The 26,474-nt window shown below is 59.3% G+C and carries 20 protein-coding genes and 4 pseudogenes; 14 read left to right on the plus strand and 10 right to left on the minus strand.

All coding sequences use genetic code 11. The features are described from left to right. Nucleotides 1-637: 637 nt before the first annotated feature. The gene (locus AC5ZG1_RS28100) at nucleotides 638-1,828 is read left to right on the plus strand and encodes an amino acid ABC transporter substrate-binding protein (RefSeq protein WP_496134697.1); all 1,191 of its coding nucleotides are present in this window, start codon (nucleotides 638-640) and stop codon (nucleotides 1,826-1,828) included. Between the two features lie 28 nt (nucleotides 1,829-1,856). Here AC5ZG1_RS28100 and AC5ZG1_RS28105 read toward each other — a convergent pair whose 3' ends face one another. Further along, nucleotides 1,857-2,765 (minus strand): LysR family transcriptional regulator, encoded by a 909-nt coding sequence (locus AC5ZG1_RS28105; protein ID WP_496134698.1) that lies wholly within the window; start codon nucleotides 2,763-2,765, stop codon nucleotides 1,857-1,859. Nucleotides 2,766-2,913: 148 nt separating this feature from the next. Between AC5ZG1_RS28105 and AC5ZG1_RS28110 the strand changes: the two genes are divergently transcribed. The 6 genes and pseudogenes from AC5ZG1_RS28110 (at nucleotide 2,914) to AC5ZG1_RS28135 (ending at nucleotide 6,220) form a co-directional block, all read left to right on the plus strand. Next, nucleotides 2,914-3,567 (plus strand): hydrolase, encoded by a 654-nt coding sequence (locus AC5ZG1_RS28110; protein WP_456645986.1) that lies wholly within the window; start codon nucleotides 2,914-2,916, stop codon nucleotides 3,565-3,567. A 125-nt stretch (nucleotides 3,568-3,692) separates the two neighbouring features. Beyond that, nucleotides 3,693-3,947 (plus strand): annotated as a pseudogene (locus AC5ZG1_RS28115) (LLM class flavin-dependent oxidoreductase); the annotation flags it as partial. 31 nt (nucleotides 3,948-3,978) lie between these two features. Then, nucleotides 3,979-4,845: an SDR family NAD(P)-dependent oxidoreductase gene (locus AC5ZG1_RS28120; protein WP_496134699.1), complete on the plus strand. Its 867-nt coding sequence runs from the start codon at nucleotides 3,979-3,981 to the stop codon at nucleotides 4,843-4,845. Between the two features lie 37 nt (nucleotides 4,846-4,882). Then, nucleotides 4,883-5,725, plus strand: coding sequence for an alpha/beta fold hydrolase (locus tag AC5ZG1_RS28125; RefSeq protein ID WP_496134700.1), 843 nt, complete (start codon nucleotides 4,883-4,885; stop codon nucleotides 5,723-5,725). Between the two features lie 40 nt (nucleotides 5,726-5,765). Further along, nucleotides 5,766-6,026, plus strand: a pseudogene (locus tag AC5ZG1_RS28130) (GNAT family N-acetyltransferase); the annotation flags it as partial. Between the two features lie 5 nt (nucleotides 6,027-6,031). After that, nucleotides 6,032-6,220, plus strand: coding sequence for a hypothetical protein (locus tag AC5ZG1_RS28135; protein ID WP_456645991.1), 189 nt, complete (start codon nucleotides 6,032-6,034; stop codon nucleotides 6,218-6,220). Nucleotides 6,221-6,429: 209 nt separating this feature from the next. On the opposite strand, the gene AC5ZG1_RS28140 is transcribed toward AC5ZG1_RS28135, so the two are convergent. The 6 genes and pseudogenes from AC5ZG1_RS28140 to AC5ZG1_RS28165 all read right to left on the minus strand — a co-directional run bounded on the left by AC5ZG1_RS28140 (nucleotide 6,430) and on the right by AC5ZG1_RS28165 (nucleotide 12,634). After that, complete coding sequence (locus AC5ZG1_RS28140; protein ID WP_496134701.1) at nucleotides 6,430-8,220, minus strand: monovalent cation:proton antiporter-2 (CPA2) family protein; 1,791 nt, start codon at nucleotides 8,218-8,220, stop codon at nucleotides 6,430-6,432. Between the two features lie 8 nt (nucleotides 8,221-8,228). Next, nucleotides 8,229-9,140, minus strand: a complete 912-nt coding sequence (locus tag AC5ZG1_RS28145; protein ID WP_496134702.1) for a pirin family protein — start codon at nucleotides 9,138-9,140, stop codon at nucleotides 8,229-8,231. Next, on the minus strand, nucleotides 9,137-9,469 hold the full coding sequence (locus AC5ZG1_RS28150) for a GNAT family N-acetyltransferase (protein ID WP_496134703.1): 333 nt from the start codon (nucleotides 9,467-9,469) through the stop codon (nucleotides 9,137-9,139). Before AC5ZG1_RS28150 ends, AC5ZG1_RS28145 begins: the two co-directional genes overlap by 4 nt. Before the next feature lie 43 nt (nucleotides 9,470-9,512). Next, nucleotides 9,513-10,574, minus strand: coding sequence for an LLM class flavin-dependent oxidoreductase (locus AC5ZG1_RS28155; RefSeq protein WP_496134704.1), 1,062 nt, complete (start codon nucleotides 10,572-10,574; stop codon nucleotides 9,513-9,515). Nucleotides 10,575-10,641: 67 nt separating this feature from the next. Then, nucleotides 10,642-12,015 (minus strand): alginate export family protein, encoded by a 1,374-nt coding sequence (locus AC5ZG1_RS28160; RefSeq protein WP_496134705.1) that lies wholly within the window; start codon nucleotides 12,013-12,015, stop codon nucleotides 10,642-10,644. Nucleotides 12,016-12,188: 173 nt separating this feature from the next. Next, nucleotides 12,189-12,634, minus strand: a pseudogene (locus tag AC5ZG1_RS28165) (isochorismatase family protein). Between the two features lie 884 nt (nucleotides 12,635-13,518). Between AC5ZG1_RS28165 and AC5ZG1_RS28170 the strand changes: the two are divergent. The 3 genes and pseudogenes from AC5ZG1_RS28170 (at nucleotide 13,519) to AC5ZG1_RS28180 (ending at nucleotide 18,104) form a co-directional block, all read left to right on the plus strand. Continuing rightward, nucleotides 13,519-15,324, plus strand: coding sequence for an amidohydrolase (locus AC5ZG1_RS28170; protein WP_496134706.1), 1,806 nt, complete (start codon nucleotides 13,519-13,521; stop codon nucleotides 15,322-15,324). A 428-nt stretch (nucleotides 15,325-15,752) separates the two neighbouring features. Further along, nucleotides 15,753-16,185, plus strand: a pseudogene (locus tag AC5ZG1_RS28175) (hypothetical protein). A gap of 872 nt (nucleotides 16,186-17,057) precedes the next feature. After that, a complete protein-coding gene (locus tag AC5ZG1_RS28180; RefSeq protein WP_496134707.1) occupies nucleotides 17,058-18,104 on the plus strand; it encodes an alpha/beta hydrolase in 1,047 nt (348 codons plus the stop codon). Between the two features lie 257 nt (nucleotides 18,105-18,361). Here the strand turns inward: AC5ZG1_RS28180 and AC5ZG1_RS28185 are convergent, their stop codons facing one another. Further along, nucleotides 18,362-19,321: a quinone oxidoreductase family protein gene (locus tag AC5ZG1_RS28185; RefSeq protein ID WP_496134708.1), complete on the minus strand. Its 960-nt coding sequence runs from the start codon at nucleotides 19,319-19,321 to the stop codon at nucleotides 18,362-18,364. Between the two features lie 346 nt (nucleotides 19,322-19,667). On the opposite strand from AC5ZG1_RS28185, the gene AC5ZG1_RS28190 reads away from it, so the two are divergent. The 4 genes from AC5ZG1_RS28190 (at nucleotide 19,668) to AC5ZG1_RS28205 (ending at nucleotide 24,977) form a co-directional block, all read left to right on the plus strand. Then, a complete protein-coding gene (locus AC5ZG1_RS28190; protein WP_496134709.1) occupies nucleotides 19,668-19,826 on the plus strand; it encodes a hypothetical protein in 159 nt (52 codons plus the stop codon). A gap of 721 nt (nucleotides 19,827-20,547) precedes the next feature. Further along, the gene (locus AC5ZG1_RS28195; RefSeq protein ID WP_496134759.1) at nucleotides 20,548-21,759 is read left to right on the plus strand and encodes an ABC transporter substrate-binding protein; all 1,212 of its coding nucleotides are present in this window, start codon (nucleotides 20,548-20,550) and stop codon (nucleotides 21,757-21,759) included. A 25-nt stretch (nucleotides 21,760-21,784) separates the two neighbouring features. Next, nucleotides 21,785-23,758, plus strand: a complete 1,974-nt coding sequence (locus AC5ZG1_RS28200) for an AMP-binding protein (protein ID WP_496134710.1) — start codon at nucleotides 21,785-21,787, stop codon at nucleotides 23,756-23,758. Nucleotides 23,759-23,966: 208 nt separating this feature from the next. Continuing rightward, a complete protein-coding gene (locus tag AC5ZG1_RS28205) occupies nucleotides 23,967-24,977 on the plus strand; it encodes an NADP-dependent oxidoreductase (RefSeq protein WP_496134711.1) in 1,011 nt (336 codons plus the stop codon). Nucleotides 24,978-24,996: 19 nt separating this feature from the next. Here the strand turns inward: AC5ZG1_RS28205 and AC5ZG1_RS28210 are convergent, their stop codons facing one another. Together AC5ZG1_RS28210 and AC5ZG1_RS28215 are read right to left on the minus strand one after the other, a co-directional pair. Then, a complete protein-coding gene (locus tag AC5ZG1_RS28210) occupies nucleotides 24,997-25,173 on the minus strand; it encodes a hypothetical protein (RefSeq protein WP_496134712.1) in 177 nt (58 codons plus the stop codon). Nucleotides 25,174-25,292: 119 nt separating this feature from the next. After that, nucleotides 25,293-26,456: an acyl-CoA dehydrogenase family protein gene (locus AC5ZG1_RS28215; protein WP_130225432.1), complete on the minus strand. Its 1,164-nt coding sequence runs from the start codon at nucleotides 26,454-26,456 to the stop codon at nucleotides 25,293-25,295. Nucleotides 26,457-26,474: the final 18 nt, after the last annotated feature.

A 26,474-nucleotide genomic window follows, 5' to 3' on the forward strand; every position in this document is an offset into this window, starting at 1 on the left:
CGGCAGAGGGCCCCGGGTAAAGCTCGCCTGAATGGCCCGCCTCCAATAGCGAGGAGGGCCATTTCCATGTGGGATCGTTCATTCGCTGGTTGCAACCCGAGCTCAGCTGGAAAACCGATGCCAGGTCGACTGAGGAGAGCGTCAGGAAGCTTTTGCTCGGGCCCTTTCGCGCGCGGCCCGGCGGCGGTGCAGACGTTGCATTCGGCCGGCTCTTCTGGCAGCGAGCGGCGGCGCTGAGGCGGGCGCCGCGTAATCCTGTCCGTGTAGACAGCTAGACGCATAGGCGTCGGCGCATAAATGGGCTCTAGCTTCGCCCGAAGTCTCAGGTGATGTCTCTCACCCCGTGGGAGATGAGCGAATTTGGAATCGCACAGTCGCTTTGCCGGACGATTTCGAATGACCGCTCTTGGCGAAAGCAAACTTGTTGGGGTTCCACTTTCCGCGACACAGCTAGTCACTTTGCGACGCTACAGGAGTACCTGCCGCAATGTTACGTCCGTAGTCGTAGCAAAGTGGAGTATTGTGTGCGCCAGAGCCTCGTCATCAATAGTAGTGTCGCGGCCGAAGCGTCTGTACCACGGGTTCTTGTCGAAGACGCCGTACAGCGCTTGTTGAGGGTCAGCCGGGTGCTTAACCAATGACGTCTGACTCGTCGCCGATCAGGATCGGCTACTGCCTATCGCTCACCGGACCGCTGTCGGGGAACAGTAAGTCCGCGCAGCTCGCGCATGATATCTGGCGTGATGACGTAAATGGTCGTGGCGGCCTTCTTGGACGCCCGGTGGAGTTAGTCCGCTACGATGATGAAGGGGACGCGTCTCGCGTGGCGTCGCTATACGCGCGCCTCATGGACGAGGATGGGGTGGATCTCGTCATTGGGGGGTACGGAACAAACACTAACCTTGCCGCCATGCCCGAGATCATCTCACGCCAGCGTTACTTCGTTGGGCTTATGGCGCTCGGCGCTAACAACGAACTGAACTACGAAAACTACTTCGCTATGATTCCGACGGGGCCGGACCCCAATGTCGCGCTCACAGAGGGCTTCTTCGAAACCGCCGCTCGGCAAACCCCTCGGCCGACGACTGTGGCACTGCTCTCGGCTGACGCTGTATTTTCCCGGAACCCGATTCTTGGTGCCAAAGCCAATGCGGCGAAATACGGGTTTGAGGTCGTTCACGAGGCAACCTATCCGCTCGCAGCCAGCAATTTCGCGCCGCTTCTCGACGACGTGGCACAAAGCGGACCTGATCTTCTGTTCCTGTGCTCGTACCTCCAGGATACGATCGATCTCGTTCAAGCCCTCGAAAGGCACCCCTTCCGGCCAAAAATGGTCGGCGCAAGCATGATCGGCCCGCAGAATGCTGATGTTAAGAGCAAGCTCGGGCCGCTGCTCAACGGGATAGTGAACTATGAATATTGGGTCCCGGCACCCTCCTTGGCCTTTGAGGGCGTTAGTGCGGTGTTGGAGACCTACAGGCCGCGCGCCGCAGGATCAGGTGTGGATCCACTCGGGCACTATATGGCGCCATTGGCCTACTCGCAGATGCAGGTCGTGGGCCTGGCTATTGAGGGCACGGGAAGTCTGGACGACGCCGCGCTCTCTGAGTTCACGCGACGTGCGGTGTTCTCGACAGTTATGGGCAACATCACCTTCGGGGCGCGCGGCGAGTGGACGCATCCTCGCGTGTTGCAGGTGCAGTTCCAGGGCGTCGTTGGCAATAGTGTCGACCAGTTCAGAGACGGCTCACGGCAAGTCGTCGTGGCTCCGCAGGAGATGGCGTCGGGAGTGTTGATCTATCCGTTCGCGAACGCTCGAGCGACCTAGATCGCGCATATCACTTACCCACCTCGGCTCAGTGCTCCACTCGGACAGGTGCAGTGCCGACAACGTCCGGAGCTTTTCCGAAACACTCGATCAGCATTTCGGTGAGGATTCTTATCTTGCGAGCGGGATGCTGGCCTGGTGGCCGGACGACAAATACACCCGCCGGACGTATCGGGTGCCGGGTCATGACCGGAACAAGCGTGCCAGAGGCCAGATGCTCATGGATCAGGCCCTCGGGGAGATAAGCGATGCCGAGTCCTGCTATGGCGGCAGTGACCAGCGCTGTGCCGTTATCGGCCTTGAAGCGCCCCTGCGGTCGCACCGTGACGATTTGTTTACCATCCATGAACTGCCAGGTTTCAGTGCCCTGCATGACAGCCTGATGCGTGAGGAGTTCATCCGGTGTCTCAGGCGATCCGTGCGCTTTGATATACTCCGGACTCGCAACTAACTTCCCATAGATCGGTCCGACGCGCCTTGCGATCAGGTTAGAGTCCGGAAGGTGGCCAAGCCGTACCGCACAATCATAACCCTCTGCGATGAGATCTACGAAGCGATCAGTGTAGCAGGTGTGGATGCCAAGCTGAGGGTAACGTCGCGCCATTTCGGCGAACACCGGAGCAAGATGTGTCGGGCCAAAGGTAAGTGGTGCAGCAATCCGCAAGCGGCCGCGAAGATCACCTGCGGGTAGGATCGTTTCCTTGGCAACATCGATCTCGGCGCAGACTCTGGCGGCGTGATCTCGGAATGTGGAACCCGCCTCTGTGAGTACGGCGCCGCGAGTGGTTCGTGCGAGCAGCTGGACGCCGAGCTCTGCTTCAAGCCGAGCGAGCTGCCGACTAACGATCGACTTGGAGACCCCGAGCCGACGCGCAGCATGTGATACTCCGCCGGCGTCAGCGACCTCTACGAATGTTCGCAGTTCTTCGATGTCCAATTCTAGCGTTCCTGTTTTTGCGACACAGTGTGGCAAGGGCGAGCGCTACCGTATCGCAAATGGGAATGGCACTGTCCACGCAGACGTCGTCGCAGTCGGCGGATGTCTCCCACAAATCAGCCTCATCTAACGGCAGTAGAGGATATTCATGACCTTTCGCAACGGCCTTGCGTCGCTTCTTCGTCCCGAGGACTCGGTACTCGTTCTGATCGACCATCAGCCCTACCAGCTCGCCAACCTGAACAGCCACGACCCTCAGGCGGTCGTGAACAACACGACGGCGCTTGCGAAAGCCGCAAAGGTCTTCGGTGTTCCCACGATCCTGACCAGTGTGATCGCCGGTCGGGGCGGCGTCATCTTCCCGCAGGTCACCGATGTGTTCCCGGGCCAGGAGGTGATCGACCGGACGTTCATCAACACCTGGGAAGATAAGAAGGTGGTGGATGCGGTCAAGGCGACGGGTCGCAAGCAGCTGATTATCGCCGGCTTGTGGACCGAGATCTGCGTCGCAATGCCTGCGATCCAGGCCGCCGGTGAAGGCTGGGACGTCACGGTGATTACCGACGCGTCGGGCGGCACCTCGGTGGAGGCTCACGAGGTTGCCATCCAGCGCATGATCGCAGCCGGCATCAACATGATGACCTGGCTGGCGCTCGCTGCTGAATGGCAGCGCGACTGGGCACGTGCGAAGACTGCTGCCGGGCTGACGGAGGTCATCATCCAGCACGTCGGTGGCAGTGGCATCGCCTATCTGTGGGAGCAGCAGCTGCTCAACACTCCGGTCCCGCGCGCCGCGGGCTGATTTGAACTGGGTGACGAGAAGCAAGCGCGATGCGTAGCAAAAGAGTTGAATGCTTGTCGATTCTCGTCACCCGCCTTGGACGGGCCGCTAAGCGAAAGCGCGCGGGCCATCGACTGCACCCGCGCCGTGAAGGCGGCTGGTCGGCGCCGACACGGCGGCAGTTCGAAGAAATGGCCGGTCCGGAGGGTGCGTTCCTGATTGGTGATCCGGGGACGGTCGCAGCCGAGATGCTCCACGCCAGCGAGGCGCTCGGCGGCGTTTCGCGCGTCACATTCCAGATGAGCACCGCTTCGCTCGGAACCGCTGCGATGAAGCGCTCGATCGAGCTCCTAGGCACCGAAGTCGCGCCGATTGTTCGGGCGGCTGGCGCAAATCCGTGAGGAGTGTTCCGTCTCTGGAAGGAAACACGTGATGATATCCACATCTCCACGATCCGGCCGTTCCGTTGTAATCACCAGTGCCGGCACCGGCCTTGGCCGCGACATTGCGCTCGGACTCGCCGCCAAGGGCTACATCGTCTTCGGCACGGCGATGTCCGCCGCGGAGGTTCAGGATCTCAGGGACGCTTCCGGCGGACGTGTCAGCCTGACCGTCTGCGACGTCACAAAGGCGATGGGCGTGGAGGCTTGGGCCTCCGGTGTGACCGAAGCACTTGGCGCGGCCGGGCTCAACCTCCTGATCAACAATGCCGACATCCTCACTCACGGTCCGATCGAGATCCTTCTGCCCGACGCCATCCGGCAGGAATTCGAAGTCAACGTGTTCGGCGCCCTTTTAGTGATCAACGCGTTCTTGCCGGCCTTACGGAATGCGCGCGGACGGATCGTGCAGGTCAGCACATGGATGGCGAGCTTGCCATTGCCGTTCAGCGGACCGTCGGGTGCGTCGCATGCGGCGATGGAGGTGTTCTCGGCTGTCTACCGCGCCGAACTGAAGCCTTTCGGCATCGAGGTCGTGGTCGTGTCCACCGGCAACATGAAGACCGGTGGTCCAGCGAAGACGGCGGCCCTGGCGCGGATCACAAACGGAATGACGTCAGGTCAGCGCAAACTCTACGGCAAGTCGTTCGGCACCTTCGCGGACTGGTTCGACAGCATGCAGGCGACCGGAATCGAGTCGGCTGTAGCCGCAGCGCGCGTGATCGATATCGCCGAGCAACATCCTGCGCCGAGCCGCGCGGTGGTCGGTGCCGACGCCGAGCAGATGCTGAGAGCGGCCCACGAAAAGCCCGACGCCGAGCTGGATGCACTCCGCCTGAATATTATCGGCCTGAGCTGATTTCCATCTTAATCACAAGAAAGGAAAACGATCAAAAATGGCGATGCTGGCGATGCGGGATGGCACCCGGATCTTCTACAAGGACTGGGGTCCGAGAAAGGCCCAGCCGATCATGTTCCATCACGGCTGGCCATTGAGCGCAGACGATTGGGACATTCAGATGCTGTTCTTCCTCAGCAAGGGCTATCGCGTCATTGCGCATGACCGACGCGGGCACGGTCGCTCCGACCAGACCGATACGGGGAATGAGATGGACACCTACGCGGCCGACGTCGCGGCGTTGGTCTCGGAGCTCGACCTGAAAGACGCGATCCACGTCGGACACTCGACCGGCGGCGGGGAGGTGATCCGCTATGTCGCCCGCAGCGAGCCTGGCCGCGTGTCGAAGGCGGTGTTGATCGGTTCGGTGCCGCCGATCATGCTCGCAACACCGCGATATCCTGGCGGCCTGCCGATGGAGGTGTTCGACGGATTTCGCGAGGCGCTCGCTCGCAACCGTGCGCAATTTTTCCTCGATGTTCCTGCCGGGCCATTCTACGGCTTCAACCGTGAGGGCGCCGACGTAAGCGAAGGGCTGATCCGCAACTGGTGGCGGCAGGGGATGATGGGCGGCGCCAAGGCCCACTACGACTGCATCGCCGCCTTCTCGGAGACGGACTTCACCGAGGACCTTCAGGCCGTCTCCCTGCCGGTCCTGCTGATGCATGGCGAGGACGACCAGGTAGTGCCGATCGACGCTTCGGCGCGCAAGGCGATCGACCTGCTGACGAACGGCACGCTGAAGACCTATCCAGGCCTGTCACACGGCCTGTTCGCCACGCATCCCCATCTCATCAACGCCGATCTGCTGGCGTTCATCGAGGACCGGGCCGGGGCATGAGCGCAGTTAGGGACACCCCGCCGAACATCGTTTCGAACTAGCGATCGATGGCAGCCGCGAGATCGCGGCTGCCTACTATCGCAACGAAAGCGATCGGCTCATCCTCACCCACACTGAAGTTCCGCAGCGATTCTCCGGGCAAGGGATTGCTTCGCGGCTCGCACGCGGCGTCTTCGATGCGATCCGTGCGAGCGAACGCAAGGCAGTCCTGCACTGCCCCTTCATGGCCGCCTATTATGCACGCCGTCCCGAATATTCCGACATCGTCGACGGCACGGGCCGATCAGCAGAGACAACATGATAGAGATGGTCATCGAGCAGCGGCGCCGGAATCTCGGCGGCAGCTTCGACGTCGGCCGCGTGCTGCCGCTCGCGAGGCGGCGCATGGTCGGTCCTTTCATCTTCTTTGACCATATCGGGCCGATCGATCTTGCGCCTGGCATTGATCGTAGTCGAGTGCGCGTTCGCGGATCCGCCCTCGCGCTGCTCATATGATTTCGGCGATTGCGATCGATACCGCCAAGGGGCGGCTGCTGGACGAAGGTCCGGATTATAGATCCGACGATGACGAATTCGAAGAAGCCAAGCATGTGTTTATGAGCGTCCAAGGCATCGTGCGGCAGCCGATCCATGGTCCGAGAGGCGAGACCCCGCGGCGCAGCGCTGGGAGCGTCTCAAGATTTCTGTTCGGAAATGGTAAACCGTTAGATCTGCTCGATAACGCCCCCCGCGGGGCCACGCGTTGGGCGATGTGTCAACGGCTCTGGAACAGGTCGTAAGTGCAGCTTGTTCGTCCCCGACATGGCGTCGCCTTGCACCTGTTCCGACAAGCGCTCGACGTCACGCTGACGAATATCGTCAGCGGCCTCCGTGACATCGACTTCCGCAAAGCCCAGTTCCCGCAGACCCTGCGCTCCCATCGAATACGCCGACTCCACCGTCTCGCGGATTTGATAATCGACACCGGCCCGAAGTAGGTCCACGGAGTGCACGCGGTCGTAACTTCTTGCAAGGACCTTCGCTTGCGGGAACGAGTGTTGCGCCAGCTCGACGATCTGCATGGTCTCCTTCGGCGCGCCGATGCAAATCATGATTGCGTCGGCCTCACCTGCGCCGGACGTGCGTAGCGTGTCGAGCCTGGTGCCGTCACCGAAGAATACCTTGAACCCGTATCGATCGGCATCGCGAATGCGGTCGGGATCGCGATCAATCACTGAAAGCTCGACGCCTTTCGACAACAACACCTGGGAAGCAATTTGACCGAAGCGCCCGAAACCAATGAGAAGCACGCGGCCTTTCAGGTCTCGGGCCGCTTCGACGTCCTCCATCGATATCTTACCGCGCAGCAAACCATCGACCACAAGGATCAGCAGCGGGGTCAAAGCCATGGACAGGATGACGACCGTGCCGAATAACGCGTTTTCGCGGGCATTGATCACGCCCCCGGATGCAGCAGCCGTATAGAGCACGAAGGCAAACTCGCCGCCTTGCAGGAACATCGAGGTCCGGTGAATGGCGTGTGTGTTATCCGTTCCGAACAGGCGTGCGACGGCATACACCACGATACCCTTGGCGATGATAAAGGCGGGCAGCAAGCATAGCAGAAGCCGCCATTCTGCTGCGACGGTGGACAGGTCGAGCGACATGCCGACCGCCATGAAGAACAAGCCCATCAGCAGGCCGCGAAACGGCTCAACGTCGCTCTCGATCTGGTGGCGGTAGCTTGAATTCGAAAGCATCACCCCGGCGAGAAAGGTCCCCATCGCCATGGAGAGCCCGACGGCGTCCATTAGCAACGCCGCGCCGCAAACAACGAGCAATGCCCCCGACGTCATCACTTCGCGGGCCCGCGCTTTTGCCAAGAGCGCAAAGAACGGATTGAGCGTCCAGCGCGACACCGCCAACAGCAGGAGCAAGGCGGCAAGCGCGAGCGCGATATCGGTCCATTTTTGTGCGCCGTGCGTTACTGGCGATAGAAACGCGACGACCGCCAGAAGCGGTACGATCATCAAATCTTCAAAAAGCAGGATCGCGACAGACTTCTGGCCCTGAGCGCCCGACAATTCGCCGCGCTCCTGCAACAGGGACATGATTACGGCGGTCGAAGAAAGAACGAAGCCAGCTGCAGCAATAAAGGCAGCAGGACCCGGAAGACCGAAGATCAGCCGGCCCGTCAGCGTGAGCGCTGCAACCGCCGCGAAGACCTGAACCAATCCCAGACCGAATATCTGGCCGCGCATCGCCCATAGCTTCTGCGGCCGCAACTCCAGTCCGATCACGAACAGGAACATGACCACCCCCAGTTCTGAGAAATGCAAGATGGCGTTGGGATCGCTGAATACGCTCATCGCAGACGGGCCGACTAGGAGCCCAGCGGCGAAATAGCCAAGAACCGAACTAAGCCCGAGCCGCCGGAATAGCGGGACCGCAACAACAGCCGCGCCCATAAGGACGACGGCAGGTCCGATCGTCGCGCCGAGATTTGCGTCAGCCATGAGGTCGCTCATACCGTAAGTTTGGAGGGTGCTTTTAGCGAGGTACCGGGTATCGGGCCGTCAGGAAGCGGAATGAATTCTTTATCGTCCGCATCCGGAAGCTTCATCTTTCCGGCTTTCCAGTCCTCCGCCGCTTGCACCAGCCGCTCGCGCGACGAGGATACAAAGTTCCAGTAGAGAAGCCGCTCGCCAACCGGTTCGCCGCCGAGAACCATGAGTGTGGATTGTTTCAACGCCTTGACGCGCGAAGCAGTCGGATCGAGTACGAGCATTTTTCCCGCCTCGTATTGGACGCCATCCATTTCCACCGCGCCTGTCGCTATATAGAACGCACGCTCTTTGTGACCGTTCGGAATTTCTGCGGTTGCACCGGGCTCCATCGCAAGATGCGCGTAGAACAACGGCGAATGCGTCTGTGCAGAAGCCGTCAGGCCGTATGCGCTGCCAGCAATGAGCTGGCCGACAACTCCTTTGTCATCCCATTGAGGCAGGGCGCTTCCAGAATAGTGGTTGAAGGATGGAGCAACTTCTTCCATCCCTGTTGGCAACGCCACCCAGGCCTGTATGCCGTGAAGCCGGTCACCATGTGCCCGCGCATGCTCGAAGCGTTCGCTATGCGTGATGCCTTGGCCAGCAACCATCCAGTTTACCTCTTGGGGGCGGATCGCTTGCTCATAGCCAAGGCTGTCCCGGTGCATAATCTCGCCGGAAAACAAATAAGTCACCGTCGAAAGACCGATATGCGGATGAGCCCGCACGTCTGTGCTGCGATCAATACCCGCCGGAATATCCATTGGGCCAATGTGATCGAAGAAGATGAAGGGGCCGACCATGCGTCGTTTTGCAAAGGGCAGAACGCGGCCGACTTCAAAGCTGCCACCGAGGTTGCGACGCCGCTCTTCAATAATCAATTCCATCATCTTGTTTCTCCTGATCGGGTTGCGCCGAATACGATGTCCGAATACTCGGAATGGCGTTCGCAGTAGGCGGTCATGGATGGCCAATCGAGGACGACCTCGCGACCGCTCGCACCGAAGTCGCCGCGTGCTAAACGAGAGCCGATGCCTCGTCCCTCGAACTGCTGCGGGACAATCGTGTGCGTGAGGACGATTTTATCTCCTGTAAAGCTGCAATACGCTGCCGCTATCCCGCTCTCATCGATGGGTAGCTCAAAGCGATGCTTGGCGTCTCGCGGACCCCAGTCCTTGTAGAAAATGCTGGTGCCATCTCTCGTGGTGAACGTTGACATTCTTCCTCTCGTTGTGAGCTTTCCGGAAGCGCATTCGGCCGCATTACGCTGGCCCCGGCATGCGCCGCAGTATCCCGGGAGCCGCGCGAACGATCGGCGCTACTTCAGTACCGAGGAGCTCGATCGACCGTTTCATCGCGGACGTCTCAAGAGCTGCAGTGCTCATCTGGAACGTGATGCGCGAAAGCCCACCAAGCACCTCGCTTGCGTGAAGCATCTTCGCGGCAACCGTCGCCGGACTGCCGACCAGGAAGGCTCCTTCAGAACCCGCCATGTAGTCGAATTGCTGACGTGTCGGCGGCGACCAGCCACGCTCGCGGCCGATCTTCCCCGTAAGATGCGCCCAGCCCGGGAAAAAGGAATCGGCAGCAGCGGCGTCGGAGTCGCCGACGAAGCCCATGGCATGAATGCCGACCGGCAGTTTTTCGGGAGCATGCCCGGCCCTGGCACCGGCTTCGCGATACAAATCGACGAGCGAACGAAAGCGTTCGAACGTGCCGCCGATAATCGCGATCATGAGCGGAAGTCCGAGCTTACCTGCACGAACGAACGATTCCGGCGTTCCTCCGACGCCGACCCAGATCGGCAGCCGCGCTTGATGCGGTCGCGGATAGATTCCCTGAAGATCCAGCGCAGGTCGGAAACGGCCTTGCCATTTCACATGGGTCGCCTCTCGAAGCTTGAGCAGCAGATCGAGCTTCTCGGCAAATAGATCATCGTAGTCCCGCGCAGCCAGACCGAACAGCGGGTACGCCTCGGCGAATGACCCTCGACCGACGACGATTTCGGCGCGGCCCTTGGCGATGAGATCAAGGGTCGCGAACTCCTGAAACACACGCACGGGATCGGCAGCGCTGATGACAGTGACAGCGCTTGTCAGTCGAATTTTCGACGTTCTCGCCGCTGCTGCCGCCAGAATGATCGTAGGAGCAGAATCGAGAAATTCCGCGCGGTGGTGCTCTCCGATCCCGAACACGTCCAGCCCGCCCCGGTCGGCAACTTCGACCTCTTCGATGAGATTGGCCATTCGCTCAATTGCCGACGGAAGTTTTCCGTTCTTTGGGTCAGGGAGAATGGCTGCAAAACTGTCTATTCCGATTTCCATCAATAGCCTTTCGTTTCATTGGTTGATGCAGGTACGTTTGCGGATGAGCGAGGCGGGTGCTTTATGGTCAGAACCTGTAGGTCGCCATGACGGCAAGCATCTTTATGGTCTGCGCCGGTCCGGTTTCCCGAATGAACGACCCCGCCTGGAACGCGCTCAGGGATGCTGTCAGATTGAGTTCCGGCGTTGCCTGCCAGGCGACGGCAAGTTCGAGCTGTGTGCCGATGAAACGCGCTGTGCTGTCCTTGCCGCTTCGCACGACATTGCCTGCAATGCCGTAAACGCCGTCAGCCAGGCTCTGCCGCCAGTAAGCGGCTCCCGTGAGCGTCACTGCAACATCCTTATAGGGCTCAATCGTTACGCTGGGCCGCGCACGAATCAGATTCCGGGGTCCGATTGGAGATAACGCGCCGAAGTACTTGCCGCGTGGGAAGAGAGGATTGAACGTCCCAAGTTGCTGATCACGCGGGTTGTCATCACCCGATATGACTTCAGCCGTAAAGCTCGCATCTGGCTTCATGGGAGCGTCCAGGAAACGGTAGCCGACCTCGCCGCCGACTCCCCAGCCGGTCCGGCGGTAACCTGCGAATTGACCACCCTGAAGTGCGCCTTCGATATTCCAGTGCCAGGAGCCGGTATCTCCAAAAACCCTGCTTCCAAAGGTGTGAACGACCTCTTTGCCGGTGCCTTGGTCATAGACCGCAGCGTTGTCACGCAAACCCAGATAAAAGGCATCGACGCCATTCGCATGCGTCGCGTTCAGCCATTGGGTCGCATAGACGCCCCAAACGGCTTTCTGCCGCGAACTGCGATCGTCGAAATCGTCCGGCCTGTTGTCGACAGGGCGATAATACAGAGCGGTGACCTGGCGGAATTGACCCGTTAGCGTCGCGTCTGCGCCCTCAAAAGCCTGAGGAATATTGACGCCATAACGCGTGTCGATAAAGCGGCCTGCGCCCAGCGATACCAGTTTACGTCCCGCCGACAAACTCAGCGAGGTACGATCCGCGACATCCAGCCGGATCTCACCAAACGCCTGAAGCATATCGGTGCCAGTCGTATCGACGGGCCGCGTTGGACGGTCGACGCCTGAGATTGCAGAAACGATGGGTTGCGCAAAAAATCGGACACTGTCCGCGTGAAGGTCGACATACGGCATGAAACGATGCCAGATGTAACTATCGTTCGGCGCCGATCCCCAGTTTACATTGGCATAGCCCTCGTAGCGAGAGCGGGCTTCCATGCCCGTCACGAGATACGTAGATCGGTCATCACCAAGCGGAATGTACTTGAATGGCTCTGTCCAGTAACCCGTGCGCGACGCGGGATTCGCGAGATATGTCCAATTCTCGTTATAACGCTCGTTGGTCAATGTCGGTGCGCGCTCGACATCGGTCCTAACCTGCGCCTGCGCAACAAGCGGCATAGCGGCGAGTGCCATCGCGAACGCGACGCTCTGCCTTACTGTCCGCAATCGCGCTCGCCTGGCGCGATGACCGGGGCGGCTGCAGACGCTTTTGAAGATGAGAGTTAGTCTTGTCGGAATGACGAAGTCCAATACACATAGAGCGATTACGTAGTGCATTCTGCCCGCACCTCGTCACCCCGCTGAAGTTAAGCCGGGGACGGCACAGGCGTATTCAGAAGCTGCTGCTCCCACTCAAACGCAATGCCGGTGCCGCCGAGGTGCGAGATCAATGCGAGGCAGACTTCGGTCCGCAGGCCTGCGACGACCAGTTGCTTGCGGCCGGTCGCCTTGACCAGATCGACCACCCTCTTGTGCTCGCAAGCGTTCCCCAGGTGCGGTCGATCACTTCCTGATCCGGGAACACGTCAGTGATTTGCTTGAAGAGAACGCCGCCACGAGCCGCCAGCACACTGGTGAGGATCGTCGGAACATTGAAGGCTTTTGCAAGCTTCGCCAGAGCGGTGAAATTGTTCACCGCCGCCTGAGAGTCACGGCTATTCACGTTCGTAAGCTGGAAAGGCTTATGATCGATCAGAACGAGAGCCGAGTCCTCGGGACGAAGAAGTGAAGAAAGGCCGTTGCGGAATTTCATGAAAACCTTATGCGCTTAAGTTTTGAATGCGGATTCCCGCCCCGTGCGACGACACCGGTGTGGAGTTTGCCAGTATCGCTAACGGTCCGGTAGGATCGTTGTTTGTCACACTGTGTCGCGAAATTAGGAACGCAGTTATGCGTGGCCTTGGGGTTGTCTTGAGACATACCGTGTCGCGAAATCAGAAACGGACTATTGTAGCGGAAATGAAGACTTACGTGCGTTTATTGAGGTTGCCGACGGGAAGGGATAACGCCAATTGCGCACCGGCTTTGGCGTTTCCAAATCTATTGTCAGCAGGCGCCTCGCTCGACTGGAAGAAGAGCTTGGCGTCCATCAAAGCCCTTTGACCTTTCGCAGCGGCAACGGCATTCGCTCGGGTCGGATCTTCCCGCGCGTCCGGATCAATGCCTTGCCGCTTTCTCGGAGGATATTTGGCTGCCGACTACCGACAATTCTGCTATCACGCGATCGCCTGACGTTCCTGAAGCCGGCGCTCGGTTGGCGCATTCGACTATGCGCTATCGTCTAGTGCAAGTTCACCGGCTCGTTCCCGATTCTGCGACACAGTGTATCGCTGCGACTAACTACCGTCGAATAAACGTCAATGGTACTAGCCGTTTAGGCATCGTCATAAGGGCGTGTGTCGTCCAACCAGCCAACTTTGACAACGGCATGCAAGGACTTGGATCGCGCTTTCTAGCGCATGGGAACGGGGCTGGTGCGCACGGAGCACGTTGACGTGCTGGCTGATCGCGGTGAATTGCGAGTTGGCAAACGGTAGATGTCGATGCTCGCCATCCTGCCTCCTGCGATGAGGAACGTGCCATGACGGCTACCCTCTAGCGAGGCCGATCGACCTTAAAATTGCCGACGAGGGTAAAATGATAAAAAAAATATTCATCGCGTTTGTGACGATTGCTTCGTTCTCCGCGGCTCAGGCACAAACGACGCAGGAACAGCCTGGCGCTGATCTAATCGTTATCAACGCAAAGATCTTCACCGGCAATCCTGGGCAGCCCGAAGCTACGGCTTTGGCCGTCAAAAAAGGCCGCATCTATTCCGTCGGCTCTGATGTGGACATTCTTGGTCTGAAGAATTCCACGACCAAGGTGATTGATGCGCGCAGCCGAAGGCTCATCCCCGGCATAATCGATGCTCATACGCACGTACTCAACGACATGGCTTATAACTACAATGTACGGTGGGATGGCGTACCGACGCTGCGTGAGGCGTTGACGATGCTAAGCGAGCAGGCCGAACGCACGCCGGAGGGTCAATGTGTCAAAGTAATCGGAGGCTGGTCCCCATACCAATTCGAGGAGAACCGCTTTCCCACTTTGGACGAACTGCGCAAGGCCGTGCCCAATCGCCCGTTGATCGTGCAATATGCCTATAACCGCGCTTTCTTGAACACGCGGGCGATGGAGGCACTTGGCATGGGCACCGATCGGTTCCCAAAGGTGCCGGACACAGAATTCGAAAAGGACAGCCGCGGCAACCCCACCGGTGTGGTCTTCGGCTACACTTGGTTGTTTCTCACCCTCGAGACCATGGTGCCGCAGCCCAAGTTCGACGAAGAAGTGAGTTCGTTGATCTATATCATTCGCGGTCTGAACCGGTTCGGCGTGACCTCGATCATCGATAACGGCGGCAGGTGGGCATACCCGACAGCCCAGGCAAGGGTAGACATGCTTGCACGGGACAACCGTCTTAACGTGCGCATGCCCTTTGTGGATTTGCAACTCGGCGACGGCGGGCCGGTAAACATGGTGGATCTGCAACTCGAAGCAATCACGAAAACAGCGCCGATAAGCACCGGGCAAAACCTGCACCCCACCCTGGCACATGGCCATGAATATCGAGGGGCTGGAGAAGTTCTGAACGGGGAAGTGCACGATCACGAAAACTTCGATCGTCCGGCGGTCATCATCGAGCCGGAGAAGATGCGGCGCTTCGTCGAGCAGGACGTGATGAAGCTGGTCCGGCGACGCATCCCGTTCCGCATGCACATCAGCTACAATGAGAACATCTCCCCCTTTCTCGACGCTCTGGAGAAAATAAACGAAGAGATTCCGTTCGATGGTCTGCGATGGAGCCTTGAACATGCTGAGACCATTAGCCCCGAGAACATCGAGCGGGTGAAAAAGCTGGGTGGCGGCATTGCCTTGGATCACAAGATGGCGCTGCACGGCGATGCTTTCATCAAAACCCATGGTCGCGAGAAGGCTTTGCAGACCCCGCGTCTGCGCAAGCTCGTGGACAGTGGCATTCCGCTGGCCATGAGCACCGACGCGTTCCGTGCAGCCACGTTCAACCCTTGGGTCGGGATTAGCTGGATGGTATCCGGAAAGTCTGTGTCCGGATCCGAAGTCCTTGCCAAGGACAACCGCCTCTCCCGCGCCGAGGCGCTTAAATTGTTCACCAGCGGCCCGGCGTGGTTCATGAATACAGAATCCGAAATGGGCTTAATAGCGCCGGGCAATCTCGCGGATTTCGTTATTCTCGACAGGGATTACTTTTCCGTACCGGAGGATCAGATCAAGTCCGTCTCTTCTGTTCTGACTATCATGGACGGCAAGGTTGTGTTTGGTGCACAGGACTACAGCACTCTATCTCCAAAACTTCCTGCGATTCTTCCGAATTGGTCACCCGTTAAATACTTCGGTAGCTATTACGGGGACAAATGAATCCCGCGGGACTTCATCAGGCTGCGTGGCACTTCGGCCGAGATCAACTAGCATCTGCCGGTGCCCCGCAAGCTCGAAAGAGCGGAGATCATAGCGACTAAGGAGCGGCATCAGGCTTGGACGGCGTCACTGCATACCGGCGGTTTTATGTGCCGGTTGATTGACCGTGAAGACGACGTCGCCGATCTGAAGGGTCGGCACCCGTGTTTTTTCGATGTAAGGCGGCATCGCGCTTTGGTTTTCGAGACGAGGGATGTGAGCTTGGTCTGGTTCAGACGTCGCTTGGTTATAGTGTGAGTGCGCCACGTGTTCTGAGCCCGATCGCTAATCGACCTCGACCGGCCGATCGGGATTCAAAGGGTAAAAGAAAACGAGAGCCATAACGAATTTGATTTCATCGATAGGATCTAAAATCTTTCCTCGTATTTGTGACTGCGCCGGCGAACGCGCAGTCGGCTCCGTTCTCCGGCTTCGCGGGCTCGTGGTCCGGAAATGGGAGTATTTCCATGTCCGATGGTTCGAAGGAGCGGCTGCGCTGCCGTGCGACGTACCGTGTATCTCTCGACGGAGCGACACTACGGCAGACGCTTCGTTGCGCGAGCGACAGCTACAAGTTCGAGCTGAGCAGCGATGTAATCAGCGAGGGGGGGGCGGCGCCTGTCCGGCTCTTGGAGTGAGGCATCTCGTGGCATCAGCGGAAGCCTGCAAGGCAGTGCTCAAGGAAGCCGAATGACTGCAACCGTCGATGCGCCCGGGTTCAATGCTAACTTAGCGCTCACGACATCCGGAAACAGGCAGTCAATATCGATAACCTCCCAAGGCGACATCAGGAACGTTTCGGTTTCGATGACAAAGGGCTGATGCCGCTCGGAAAGAACTGCGTTCAGGGTCGAAAGACATCATTGACCGGAAAGACCTGCACTGTGAACCGCGCTACAACCGATGTCCCTGTCTGCTGAGCGTGTCGTCGGATGCGCGGCGTCTCCGAAGGTGCATGTGTTCCTCCTTGCTTTCGAGAATTCTTTTCGGCACTGCTGAAGTAATACACGGCTTAGAATGTTGACAGCCGGCCTTGGAAGCGACGACGCGTTTGAGTGGAATCATCGTGTCGCATTTCAGGTATTTAGAGCATGAACTTGCTGAGGAAATCGGCTTCCTCTTATGGCTGTATTGAACCTATTCGTTTTATAAGCCACATACCATCGGCTCGGGTCGAAGGGTCGGAAACGCCGCGTTGCCCCGAGCGGGACAGGCCCAGCGTCGTGCGAATTCGCACGCGCGAAGCTGGCCGTGCCGCCGTGGATTGAAGTGACGTTGCCATATTCGGAACGCAGCGTTCCTAAACGGCAGACTATCGGCCAGGATGCGACCTCGTTAGCTTATTTCAACTCTACGAGTGTTTGCCTTGGCTGCTGCTCATGTACGCACTTCGGACTCCGACAATAGAGTCGAATCGATTTAACGATCGTCCCCGTTCAGGCGCTCGGGCTACTGCCGTGGTGTGGTGACCGTTGCGTTTGGCCGACTTCGGTTCGGCGCAAACCTGCGACGGTAACGGGTTAGACTTTATTGGTGGCTTAGCTGACGCGCTGACGAACCGCGGGCATCACGACTATATGGGGGGAGCGGAATCGATGAGGTTCCGACGACGGTCGGCTCGCTATAACATGACAGCTTTGATCGTAATTTGCGCCATCACGCTTGGTGGCTGCGCGCGTCGGCCCGGGCCGTGGGTGCTCGAGCCCGTTCCGAGCGTCGGCGCTGCGAAACTTGTGAAAGTCTTTGTCGCGAGCACTCGTGCTGCGCAGCCTGAAGCGCCGGTACCTCTCGCCGAAGGTGGCGCTGCAACGCCGGCGTACTTCCGCTATGTGATCTCCATCCCTCCCACTCATAGGCCGACCGAGATTGAGTGGCCAACACACGCTCCTGACCCAGCTAGGCATTTTTCAGTCGTTTCGGCAGAGCGTCTCGATGAAGAGAGGTTCCTGGTCGAAATCGGGCAGGCTGCTGCTCGCGGTGATTCACTTGGCCGCGACGTCGGCATCTTCGTTCACGGTTACAACAATAGTTTTCAAGAGTCGCTGTTTCGGACGGCTCAGCTCGTTGCTGACTCGGATGCGGGTCGGTCCGCGGTTCTATTCTCCTGGCCGTCAAGGGCAGAACTCACCGGCTATATCGCCGACAAGGATGCGGTGACCCTCTCGCGTGACGCGCTCGCCCATCTTGTCACGCGGCTTGCGGCCGAGCGCGGGGTGAGGGGTGTCAAGCTCGTCGCGCATAGCATGGGGTCTTGGCTAACCATGGAAGTCGTTCGGCAAATTCGCATCGCGTCGGACGTTCGAACTATCGAGAAGCTCAACGATGTAACGCTCGCGGCGCCGGACATTGACACCGAGGTGTTCCTTCAGCAATTACGCGTCATTGGCCGCCTGCGCTCGCCCATCACAGTGCTTGTTTCCAAAGAAGACCAGGCTCTGTCGTTTTCCAGGTTTCTTGCGGGAGGGCAACTCCGGGCTGGGGCGGCGGACATCGACGACCCCCGCGTCATCTCAGGGGCAAGGACCGCGAATGTCCGCGTCGTCGATATATCCGGCCTTGCCACGTCGGCGGGAGCCGGCCATGACGGCTTCACGGCGTACTCTGCGATCTACGGCCGGCTTCAAACAAGCCGTGACGGGCTGATCGCTTCGGAGGTAGGTGCAGGGGTGTACGCCCTCGACGTATCCGACAGGCTAAGGCCTTTGGACGCCCGGCTCGAGCATAGAGCCGCGGTCCCGTAGCGCTTCGAGCATGCACAGTCCGGAAACTTTGTCGGCGAAGCGGAAGCAGCGATCGTGGATCTTTAGTTCTTTAAGGCGCCGCGAGCGTGAACCCCGGCGCCATCCTGACCGCCGACGGTGGCGCAATCGCCTGGGACGCACTCAGCCCGTCCCTCCAAGGCTCGGCCTAACAGGGTCGGGCCTTAATACGGCGTCTCGCCGTCATAAACACCTTCTGCAATGTGACCGAACGCCATGCAGCGTTGGGTCCACAGTCGTCAGGGGATTAGAAGGACGCGGCCGAGGATCTTGTTGTCCTCGGCATGACGGTGAGCGGCGGCAGCCTGAGCTAATGGAAATCGCTTATCGATCGGCACGGTGAGCCTGCCTTGCGAGAGGTCAGCAAGCATCGTGTCGACAGTTCGACGTACTTCTGGACGTGACAGCACGGTTCCCATAAACACGCCAAGGATCGATTGATTGCGCTGCAGTGCTTGCCAGAGGTCAACCGTCAATGACCCCCCGCCCGCATTTCCTACGGACACCAGACTTCCTTCATCGCGGAGCGCTGCGAGAGAAGTCGCCAAGGTGGCGCCGACCGGATCGACCACCAGGTCGACGCCGCGATTGTTGGTGAGATCACGAACCACATCGGCGACGGATTCGCGGTTGTGGTCGATGACACTCGAGGCGCCGAGCTCGATCAGCCCCCTGGCACGATTCTCGCCGCTTGCGACGGCAATCACAGTCGCTCCGGCTTGATGGGCAAGCTGCACCGCTGCGATCCCGACGCCCCCTGCTGCACCTTGAACCAAGACAGTGCTTCCGCTTGAAAGCCGTCCTCGTGCAAACAGGCAATGGTGGGCCGTCCCAAAGCCAATCGGGATTGCTGCGGCTTCCGCAATGTCTGCGCGTGCAGGTAAAATCCAGGTCTGTTGCGCCGACACCGCGCGGAGTTGCGCGTGAGAACCACTCAGCCCCCAGGATGTGACCCGATCGCCAATCTTGCGATTCGTGACTTCGTTGCCGATCGCTACCACGGTCCCGGCTGCGGCATAACCGACAATGTATGCAGGATGCGCCGGCAGGGAACTGCGACGGTTGATCACGTCGCCGCCCTCAAGGGAAATAGCTTCCACGTGAATCAGGATGTCTCCAGAGCCAATCTCTGGATCCGGGGCGTCGGAATAACGAAGAACTTCTGGCGGCCCATTTTGATCATACACTGCAGCTTTCATCGCTACTCCTTCTGCTTGAGGCGGATCGGGACAATTGCTGCTGATTCGGAGCCTGATGGGCCGTGCAGCGCCTATACCACAACAACTGCCACCGCACATTTTGCTACGCTAGTGTTGTCGGGCGCCCGTCTGTGTCGCAGAAGGTGGAACGCAACTGACTTTCGTGTATTGCCGGGAGGCATATCCATCTCCGATGACTCTCGTTCACGCTCAGCGCTGATCCGCCAGTAATGCTCGTGCTGACCGTGCTTCGTGAGCCGCGCCGCTTCAACGCGATCAAGCGCCGCTGGACGGCATTACCCAGCGCGTACTGACCCAGACGCTGCGGAAACTCGAGCGCAACGGTATGGTGAAACGCACGGTTATCGACGGTCCTGGCCTCGGCGTCGAGTGTGCACTCACCCCACTCGGCCGCTCGCTCCAGAGACCGTTCGCGCACCATTGGACGGTCGATCACATGGATGACAAAGTTGACCAACAACGGATGTATGATCTGATGAAGTGAGGCCTAAAATACATATGAGTTTTATAGAACTCTTTAATTGTTTGACATTGGTTCGGAACGCCCGCCTATTGGCCAACCACGCGGAATTGGTTTCTGCGCGCGTGATTTTATCTCACGTTCCGGCGTTTGGCTCGCATGCACATGCTCCACAGCATCTTCTTATCGACAGCTGGCGCCTCGCCTTTCAGCTCGTCTGTCTGTGTCCCTCCGCGCACCGACCGAAAATATACGTCTGACCGCGCCCGCTTTGGTTGCGCGGCAATCGTGGCAGCGCTACAGGCGCACTGTTGCGCCGCCGGTTACGTCCGGGGCCACCACATCGGAAGACTGATCGAGAACCACTCGGACTTTTTGGTTCACTGGTTGGCGCTGAACGGCATCGGCGCATCGATCATGCCGATCAATCCCGCGTACCGCGCCTCGAGCACATGATCCGCTGCGCCGACATAAACATATCGGCTGCGGAAGTCGAAAGCGTCGACAACCTGGCTCTTTCGGCAGTTGCGGCCAAGCCGTATTTAGTTTCTGCGCGAGCGCATTGGCCTACGGCAAACTGCCGGCGTGGATCGCCTATATCGATGCGCCGCCGATGACACTAACACAAGATCCAGAAGCACGCGCTCCGAGCAGCCAGGATCCGGCCTCATGGCCGAAAATTTTCGATTTGCGCTCCACAACAAAAAAAAGCCAAACAGGCCTGAACGACACCTGGGAGGAAACCATGAAGAACATCCTGAACTTATTTACCCTCGTCTGCGTCGCAACGCTGATCACGACATCGGCGCATGCACAAATATCGGACGACAGCGTCAAGATCGGCGTGCTGACTGATCTGAGTGGCGTTTACGCCGATGCCGCCGGTCCGTTGTCGGTAGAAGCCGTTCGGATGGCGATCGCGGATTTCGGCGACAAGGTCGCCGGCAAGCCGATCGTCATGGTGGATGCCGACCACCAGAACAAGGCGGACGTCGGTGCTGCCATCGCGCGGCGCTGGTACGAAAATGAAAAGGTTGACGTCATCGTCGACCTCGTCAACTCGGCCGTGGCCTTTGCCGTGCTGGAACTAGCCAAGCAGAAAAACAAGGCTATTTTGGTTGCTTCCGCAGGTTCGTCGGATCTTACCGGCAAAGCCTGTTCGCCAAATTCGGTACAATGGATCTATAACACCTACGCACTCGCCAATAGCACGGCGCGGGCGCTCGTCATGGAGGGCGCCAAGAGTTGGTATTTCTTGACCGTCGATTACGCTTTCGGACATGCGTTGCGCAATGATGCGGCCAGGACGGTGGAAAGACTCGGCGGCGCTATCGCCGGTGAAGTTCGCTATCCCCTCAACAGTATGGACTTCTCGTCCTATATCCTGCAGGCGCAAAACTCCAAGGCCGACGTCGTCGCGTTCGCCAACACTGGCGGCGACCTCGCAAACTCGATCCGGCAGGCTCAGGAATTCGGACTCACCAAAGGCAAGCAGCGCCTGGCGGTGTTCTTGATGCAGAGCAGCGATATCCACGCTATTGGATTGCAGGCAGCGCAAGGGCTGCTGGTGACAACCGGCTTCTATTGGGATCTCGACGACCAAACGCGGGCCTTCGCCAAGAAGTTCATGGACAAGACCAGCAAGCGACCGAATATGGTTCATGCCGGGCTTTACTCAGCGGTGACCAATTATCTCAAGGCCATCGAAAAGTCCGGCACTGACGACGGCCCGAAGGTGATCGCGCAATTGAAGTCGATGCCTATCGAGGATTTCTTCGCCCGCAACGCGTCGCTGCGCGAAGACGGCCAGTTGATCCATGACATGTATCTGGTGCAGGCCAAGTCGCCCGCCGAATCGAAGGGGGCATGGGACTACGAAAAGCTGGTTCAGGTGATCCCCGGCAAAGATGCTTTTGTGACGCCGGAAGAAAGCGCCTGCCCGCTGTTCAAGAAGTAACGCACTTGCGCGTGAGATAGCCCAGATGACAGATATGAACGACGCCACGCCGTATATCTGGACGCCGCCTTCGGAACTGGCGGCGGCAAGCAATTTGACGGCGTTTCTGCGTGCCACCGGACAAAGCGATTATGACGAACTCGCGTTACGAGCCGAAGCCGATCCCGCATGGCTGATGCAGGAAGTCTTCAAGTTCTGCGATGTGAGATTTTACCGCAACTACGACCAGATGCTGGATGTTTCCAGCGGTCAGGCGTGGGCGCGCTGGTGCGTCGGCGGCACCACCAATATCGTGCTAAATTGCCTCGACAAGCATCGCGACACCGCGGTGTGGGACCAGACTTTCCTCGTCTGGGAAGGCGAAGACAAGCGTGAACGCCGCTCGCTGAGCTACCGTGAATTCGACCGCGAAGTCGGGCGGTTGGCGCAGGGGCTCCACGATATCGGAATCGGACGCGGCGACGTGGTCGCAATCTACATGCCGAACCTGCCGGAGACGTTCGTCGCGTTCTTTGCCATCCTGAAACTCGGCGCGATCGTCATGCCGCTGTTCTCCGGGTTCGGCCATGCGCCGATTCAAACCCGCTTGAATCATGGAGAAGCAAAGGCCGTCATCACCGCTGACGGCACATGGCGGCGCGGCGCTCCGGGGCCGCTCAAATCTGTGCTCGACATCGCCCTGGAGGCCTCGCCGACCGTAAAAAACGTGATCGTCGCGCGTCGCAGCAGTCTTGCGATCGACACGCCAATGCGGAAGGACCGGGACCTCTGGTGGGATGATGCCGTCGCCGGCAAGGGCGCCATGATTGAAACTGCCGAGATGCAGGCGGAAGACCCGGCGATCCTGCTCTACACCTCAGGTACGTCAGGCGAACCGAAGGGATGCGTTTGGAACCATATCGGGTTCATCGGCTCGATGGTGACCCGCGATATGATCATCTGCAGCGACTTCAAATCGACGGATCGGTTTTTCTTTTTCAGCGATATAGGCTGGATGGTCGGCTCGATGTGCGCCTGCGTCCCGAGTTTCGCCGGTGGCAGCTTGCTGGTAGTCGAAGGTACTCCGGACTATCCGGATGCGGGACGGTTCTGGCGATTGATCGCCGAGCATCGGGTGACCTACCTTGGTGTGTCGCCGACGATCGTGCGCAGTTTGATGCGTTACGGGCTCGAAGTCGAATCCTACGATCTTTCCAGCCTGCGGATGACGGCCTCCGGCGGCGAAGCGTGGACCACAGCGCCTTGGCTGTGGTTCTTCGAGCACGTTTGCAAGAAGAAGATCCCGATCATCAACATGTCAGGCGGCACCGAAGTCGGTGGCTGCATCTTCACGGGAACACCCAATCACCCGATGAACCCGGGCTCTTTCGCGCGACCCGCGCTAGGCGTGGGCGCCGACATCGTCGATTTGACGGGGCGGCGCGTTCCCGATGGGACGGTCGGCGAACTGGTTCTGCGGCATTCCTCGATTGGACTGACCAAGAGCCTGTGGAAGGCCGATGCGCGCTATATCGAAAGCTACTGGAGCACACTGCCCGGATTGTGGGTTCACGGCGATTTCGCGATGCGTGGCCGGGACGGACTCTACTACATTCTCGGCCGCTCCGACGACACCATCAAGGTCGCCGGCAAGCGCACCGGGCCGTCGGAACTCGAAGGCATTCTGATCGCGACCGGCAAGCTTGCGGAAGCCGCCGTGTTCGGCATTCCGCATCCGGTCAAGGGCTCGGCCATCGTGTGTGCCTGCGTGCCGATGCTGGGCGTCGTGGGCGATCGCAGCCTCGAAAACCAACTGTCGTCGGCCATCGTCGCAGAAATGGGCGCATCTTATCGCCCCGAAATGATTCTGTTCGTCGATGATCTGCCACGCACCCGCAATTTGAAGATCATGCGCCGCGTGTTGCGTGCCGTGTTCGAGGACAAGGATCCCGGCGACCTCTCAGCGTTGGCTAATCCCGAGGCTGTCGACCGGCTGCGCGAAAAATTGGCCGCCATGTGAACCGCCGCGGACTGTTTCGAACAGATGTTGGGATTGGGATTTGATCGCATACTGCAAGCGTTCAGTCACACGCCATATCAAGCGGCGCAAACGACAAGAAATCGCCTTTGGGAATCGACCAAGGGTGACTGGCGAACTCGCGGTCTTCCTCTATTGAAGATTGGGCGGCATCGCCTTCCGAAATCGACCTCAATAGGAACCGTTGGCCATGAAGAACAATCGCAATCGTCAGGTCATTCTGAAATCCCGGCCGGCCGATATTCCGCAGGCCGACGATTTCGAGATCATCGAGACTGACGTTCCCGATCTGCTCGACGGACAGATCCTGATACAAAACGTTTTTCTTTCAGTCGAACCCGCTATGCGCGGCTGGGTCAGTAACGTCGCCAATTATTCGGAGCCCGTGCGCATCGGCGAAGTGATGCGCTCATTCGCCGCCGGCGAAGTACTACAGTCAGGACATCCCGACTTCAAGCCGGGCGACAAGGTGATGGGCATGTTCGGGTGGCAGGAATTCGCGGTCGTCGGACCTGCCGCTGTCACGCGAAAGATCCGGGAAGACGACCTGCCGCTTTCGCTCTCGCTCGGCGTCACCGGTCTCAACGGGATAACCGCCTATTTCGGGCTGCTGGACATCGGCCAGCCGCGCCCTGGCGATACGGTAGTGGTGTCGACCGCGGCCGGAGCGGTGGGGTCGGCGGTTGGCCAAATCGCGAAGCTTTCGGGTTGCCAAACGGTCGGCATCGCCGGCGGACCGGCGAAGGTCGCCCAGTGCCGTGAGCTGTTCGGCTATGACGAGGCGTACGATTACAAGAGCGACGATCTGGACTCCGCGCTCGGCAAGGCTTGCCCACGCGGGATCGATCTCTATTTCGACAATACCGGTGGCGTCATCAGCGACATCGTACTTGGGCGTCTTGCCGTCGGCGCGCGCGTGGTGATTTGCGGAACTGCTTCGTTCTCGACTTGGGATCCTTGGCCAAACGGTCCGCGCGCCGAGCGTCACTTGCTGGTCAAGCGCGCACGCATGCAGGGTTTCGTTATCTTCGACTACGCACCTCGGTACGAAGAGGCCGTTTCTCGTCTAGCACAATGGGTTCGCGATGGACGGTTGCGCTATTCCGAAGACATACAGAACGGCATCGAACACGCGCCGGGAGCGATCGCCGGACTCTACCGAGGCGAGAATACCGGCAAGCGGCTCATCAAGATCCGCTGAAGACGGTTGCGGAAAATCCTCACGGCCTCCGATAGAGCTCTCCCGAGTTGGCCCGGGCTACTTCAGGAGTCGCTGGACCCGAGCTGTCGAAATTCGCAGCGGCGCACAACGCTTTGCCGTCCGCTGTGAGAACGACGGCACGACCATTGTCATCGGCATCCAGCCGCTCCAGAGCGTCGGCGATCTGCTGGATCAACGATAAGTCGAAGAAATTCAGCGGCGGCCGGCGAACTTCGATGAGCGCGACGTGTTCTGCGAGGGAGTCAATATGGTATCTCTTGCAGCGGCCATGAGCGGCTCCTCAGAATTTTGATGTCAGCGTAGCCCGAGCCCGCGCGCGATGATTCCGCGCAGAACCTCAGTGGTGCCGCCCTGAATCGTGAGCTTGGGGGCAATCTTGAGGTTGAAGGCGAGGCACTCATCAAGGGTAGCGAGGTTGCTGGCTTCGGGATCGAGGAAGGCGGCGAGATCGCGTACCGTGTGTGGCAACCGCTGCTCCCAAATCGTTCCCATGTCCTTGACGATGGCTGCTTCGACCACCGGCTCCCTACCGGCTTCGAGCATTCCGGCGACAGAGACCGACATACGCCGCAGCGTGTGGAGTTGCGCCACCAGTCGCCCCAGACCTTCCGCCGCGCGGATATCAGGATCCGGTCCGAGCGAGCGAACCAGTTCGGTCAGAACCGCGTAGGTTTCGAGAAAGCGTTCAGGCCCGCTGCGCTCGTAGGCGAGTTCGCTGGTTGCCTGCTTCCAGGCGCCGTCGATCTCACCAAGCAGGTTGCCATCAGGAACGAACGCATTCTGAAACACCACTTCGTTGAACTCGCGCTGCCCAGACATCTGGCGAATGACGTTGCAGGTGATGCCTGGCGTTTTCATATCCACCAGGAACGACGTCAGGCCATGCCGCCTGTTTTCCTTGGTGGGTGCCGAGGTCCGGAATAGGCCGATCATGTAGTCGGACACGTTGGCGTTGCTGGTCCAGATCTTGGTGCCGTTGATCAGCCAGCCGCCATCGGTCTTGGTGGCCTTGGATTTGGCGGCAAACAGGTCCGATCCCGAACCGGGCTCGCTCATGCCGATACAGAAGCTGGCCTCGCCGCGGATGATCCGGGGCAGGATGGACTGCTTGATTTGCTCCGATGCGTAGCGGATCAGCGTCGGGCCGCTCTGCCGGTCAGCGACGAAGAACGGACGAACCGGCGCGTTGGCTACGCACATCTCTTCGGTCACCACGTAGCGCTCAAGAAAGCTGCGCTCCTGACCGCCGTATCTCTTCGGCCAGGTCATCCCGATCCAGCCGCGCTGGCCGACGCGGCGGCTAAACGCCTTGGCGCCTTCTCCTTCGGCGCTTCCCGATCTCAGGGGATCAAAGGTCCCGGCCGAAACCTCGTCTGCAAGGAATGCGCGGACTTCGCGACGCAACTCCTGGCAATGCTCCGGCAGCCGGATGGGATCGAATCGTAATGCTGTTGTCATGGTCTTGGCGCCTAAATC

The sequence above is a fragment of the Bradyrhizobium sp. Leo78 genome (genome assembly GCF_059512425.1).

Coding starts and splice junctions, on each gene's coding strand:
- AC5ZG1_RS28100 (WP_496134697.1), top strand. CDS start 638: ATGACGTCTGACTCGTCGCCGATCAGGATCGGCTACTGCCTATCGCTC.
- AC5ZG1_RS28110 (WP_456645986.1), top strand. CDS start 2,914: ATGACCTTTCGCAACGGCCTTGCGTCGCTTCTTCGTCCCGAGGACTCG.
- AC5ZG1_RS28120 (WP_496134699.1), top strand. CDS start 3,979: ATGATATCCACATCTCCACGATCCGGCCGTTCCGTTGTAATCACCAGT.
- AC5ZG1_RS28125 (WP_496134700.1), top strand. CDS start 4,883: ATGGCGATGCTGGCGATGCGGGATGGCACCCGGATCTTCTACAAGGAC.
- AC5ZG1_RS28135 (WP_456645991.1), top strand. CDS start 6,032: ATGGTCATCGAGCAGCGGCGCCGGAATCTCGGCGGCAGCTTCGACGTC.
- AC5ZG1_RS28140 (WP_496134701.1), bottom strand. CDS start 8,220: ATGGCTGACGCAAATCTCGGCGCGACGATCGGACCTGCCGTCGTCCTT.
- AC5ZG1_RS28145 (WP_496134702.1), bottom strand. CDS start 9,140: ATGATGGAATTGATTATTGAAGAGCGGCGTCGCAACCTCGGTGGCAGC.
- AC5ZG1_RS28150 (WP_496134703.1), bottom strand. CDS start 9,469: ATGTCAACGTTCACCACGAGAGATGGCACCAGCATTTTCTACAAGGAC.
- AC5ZG1_RS28155 (WP_496134704.1), bottom strand. CDS start 10,574: ATGGAAATCGGAATAGACAGTTTTGCAGCCATTCTCCCTGACCCAAAG.
- AC5ZG1_RS28160 (WP_496134705.1), bottom strand. CDS start 12,015: ATGGCACTCGCCGCTATGCCGCTTGTTGCGCAGGCGCAGGTTAGGACC.
- AC5ZG1_RS28170 (WP_496134706.1), top strand. CDS start 13,519: ATGATAAAAAAAATATTCATCGCGTTTGTGACGATTGCTTCGTTCTCC.
- AC5ZG1_RS28185 (WP_496134708.1), bottom strand. CDS start 19,321: ATGAAAGCTGCAGTGTATGATCAAAATGGGCCGCCAGAAGTTCTTCGT.
- AC5ZG1_RS28190 (WP_496134709.1), top strand. CDS start 19,668: ATGGTGAAACGCACGGTTATCGACGGTCCTGGCCTCGGCGTCGAGTGT.
- AC5ZG1_RS28195 (WP_496134759.1), top strand. CDS start 20,548: ATGAAGAACATCCTGAACTTATTTACCCTCGTCTGCGTCGCAACGCTG.
- AC5ZG1_RS28200 (WP_496134710.1), top strand. CDS start 21,785: ATGACAGATATGAACGACGCCACGCCGTATATCTGGACGCCGCCTTCG.
- AC5ZG1_RS28205 (WP_496134711.1), top strand. CDS start 23,967: ATGAAGAACAATCGCAATCGTCAGGTCATTCTGAAATCCCGGCCGGCC.
- AC5ZG1_RS28215 (WP_130225432.1), bottom strand. CDS start 26,456: ATGACAACAGCATTACGATTCGATCCCATCCGGCTGCCGGAGCATTGC.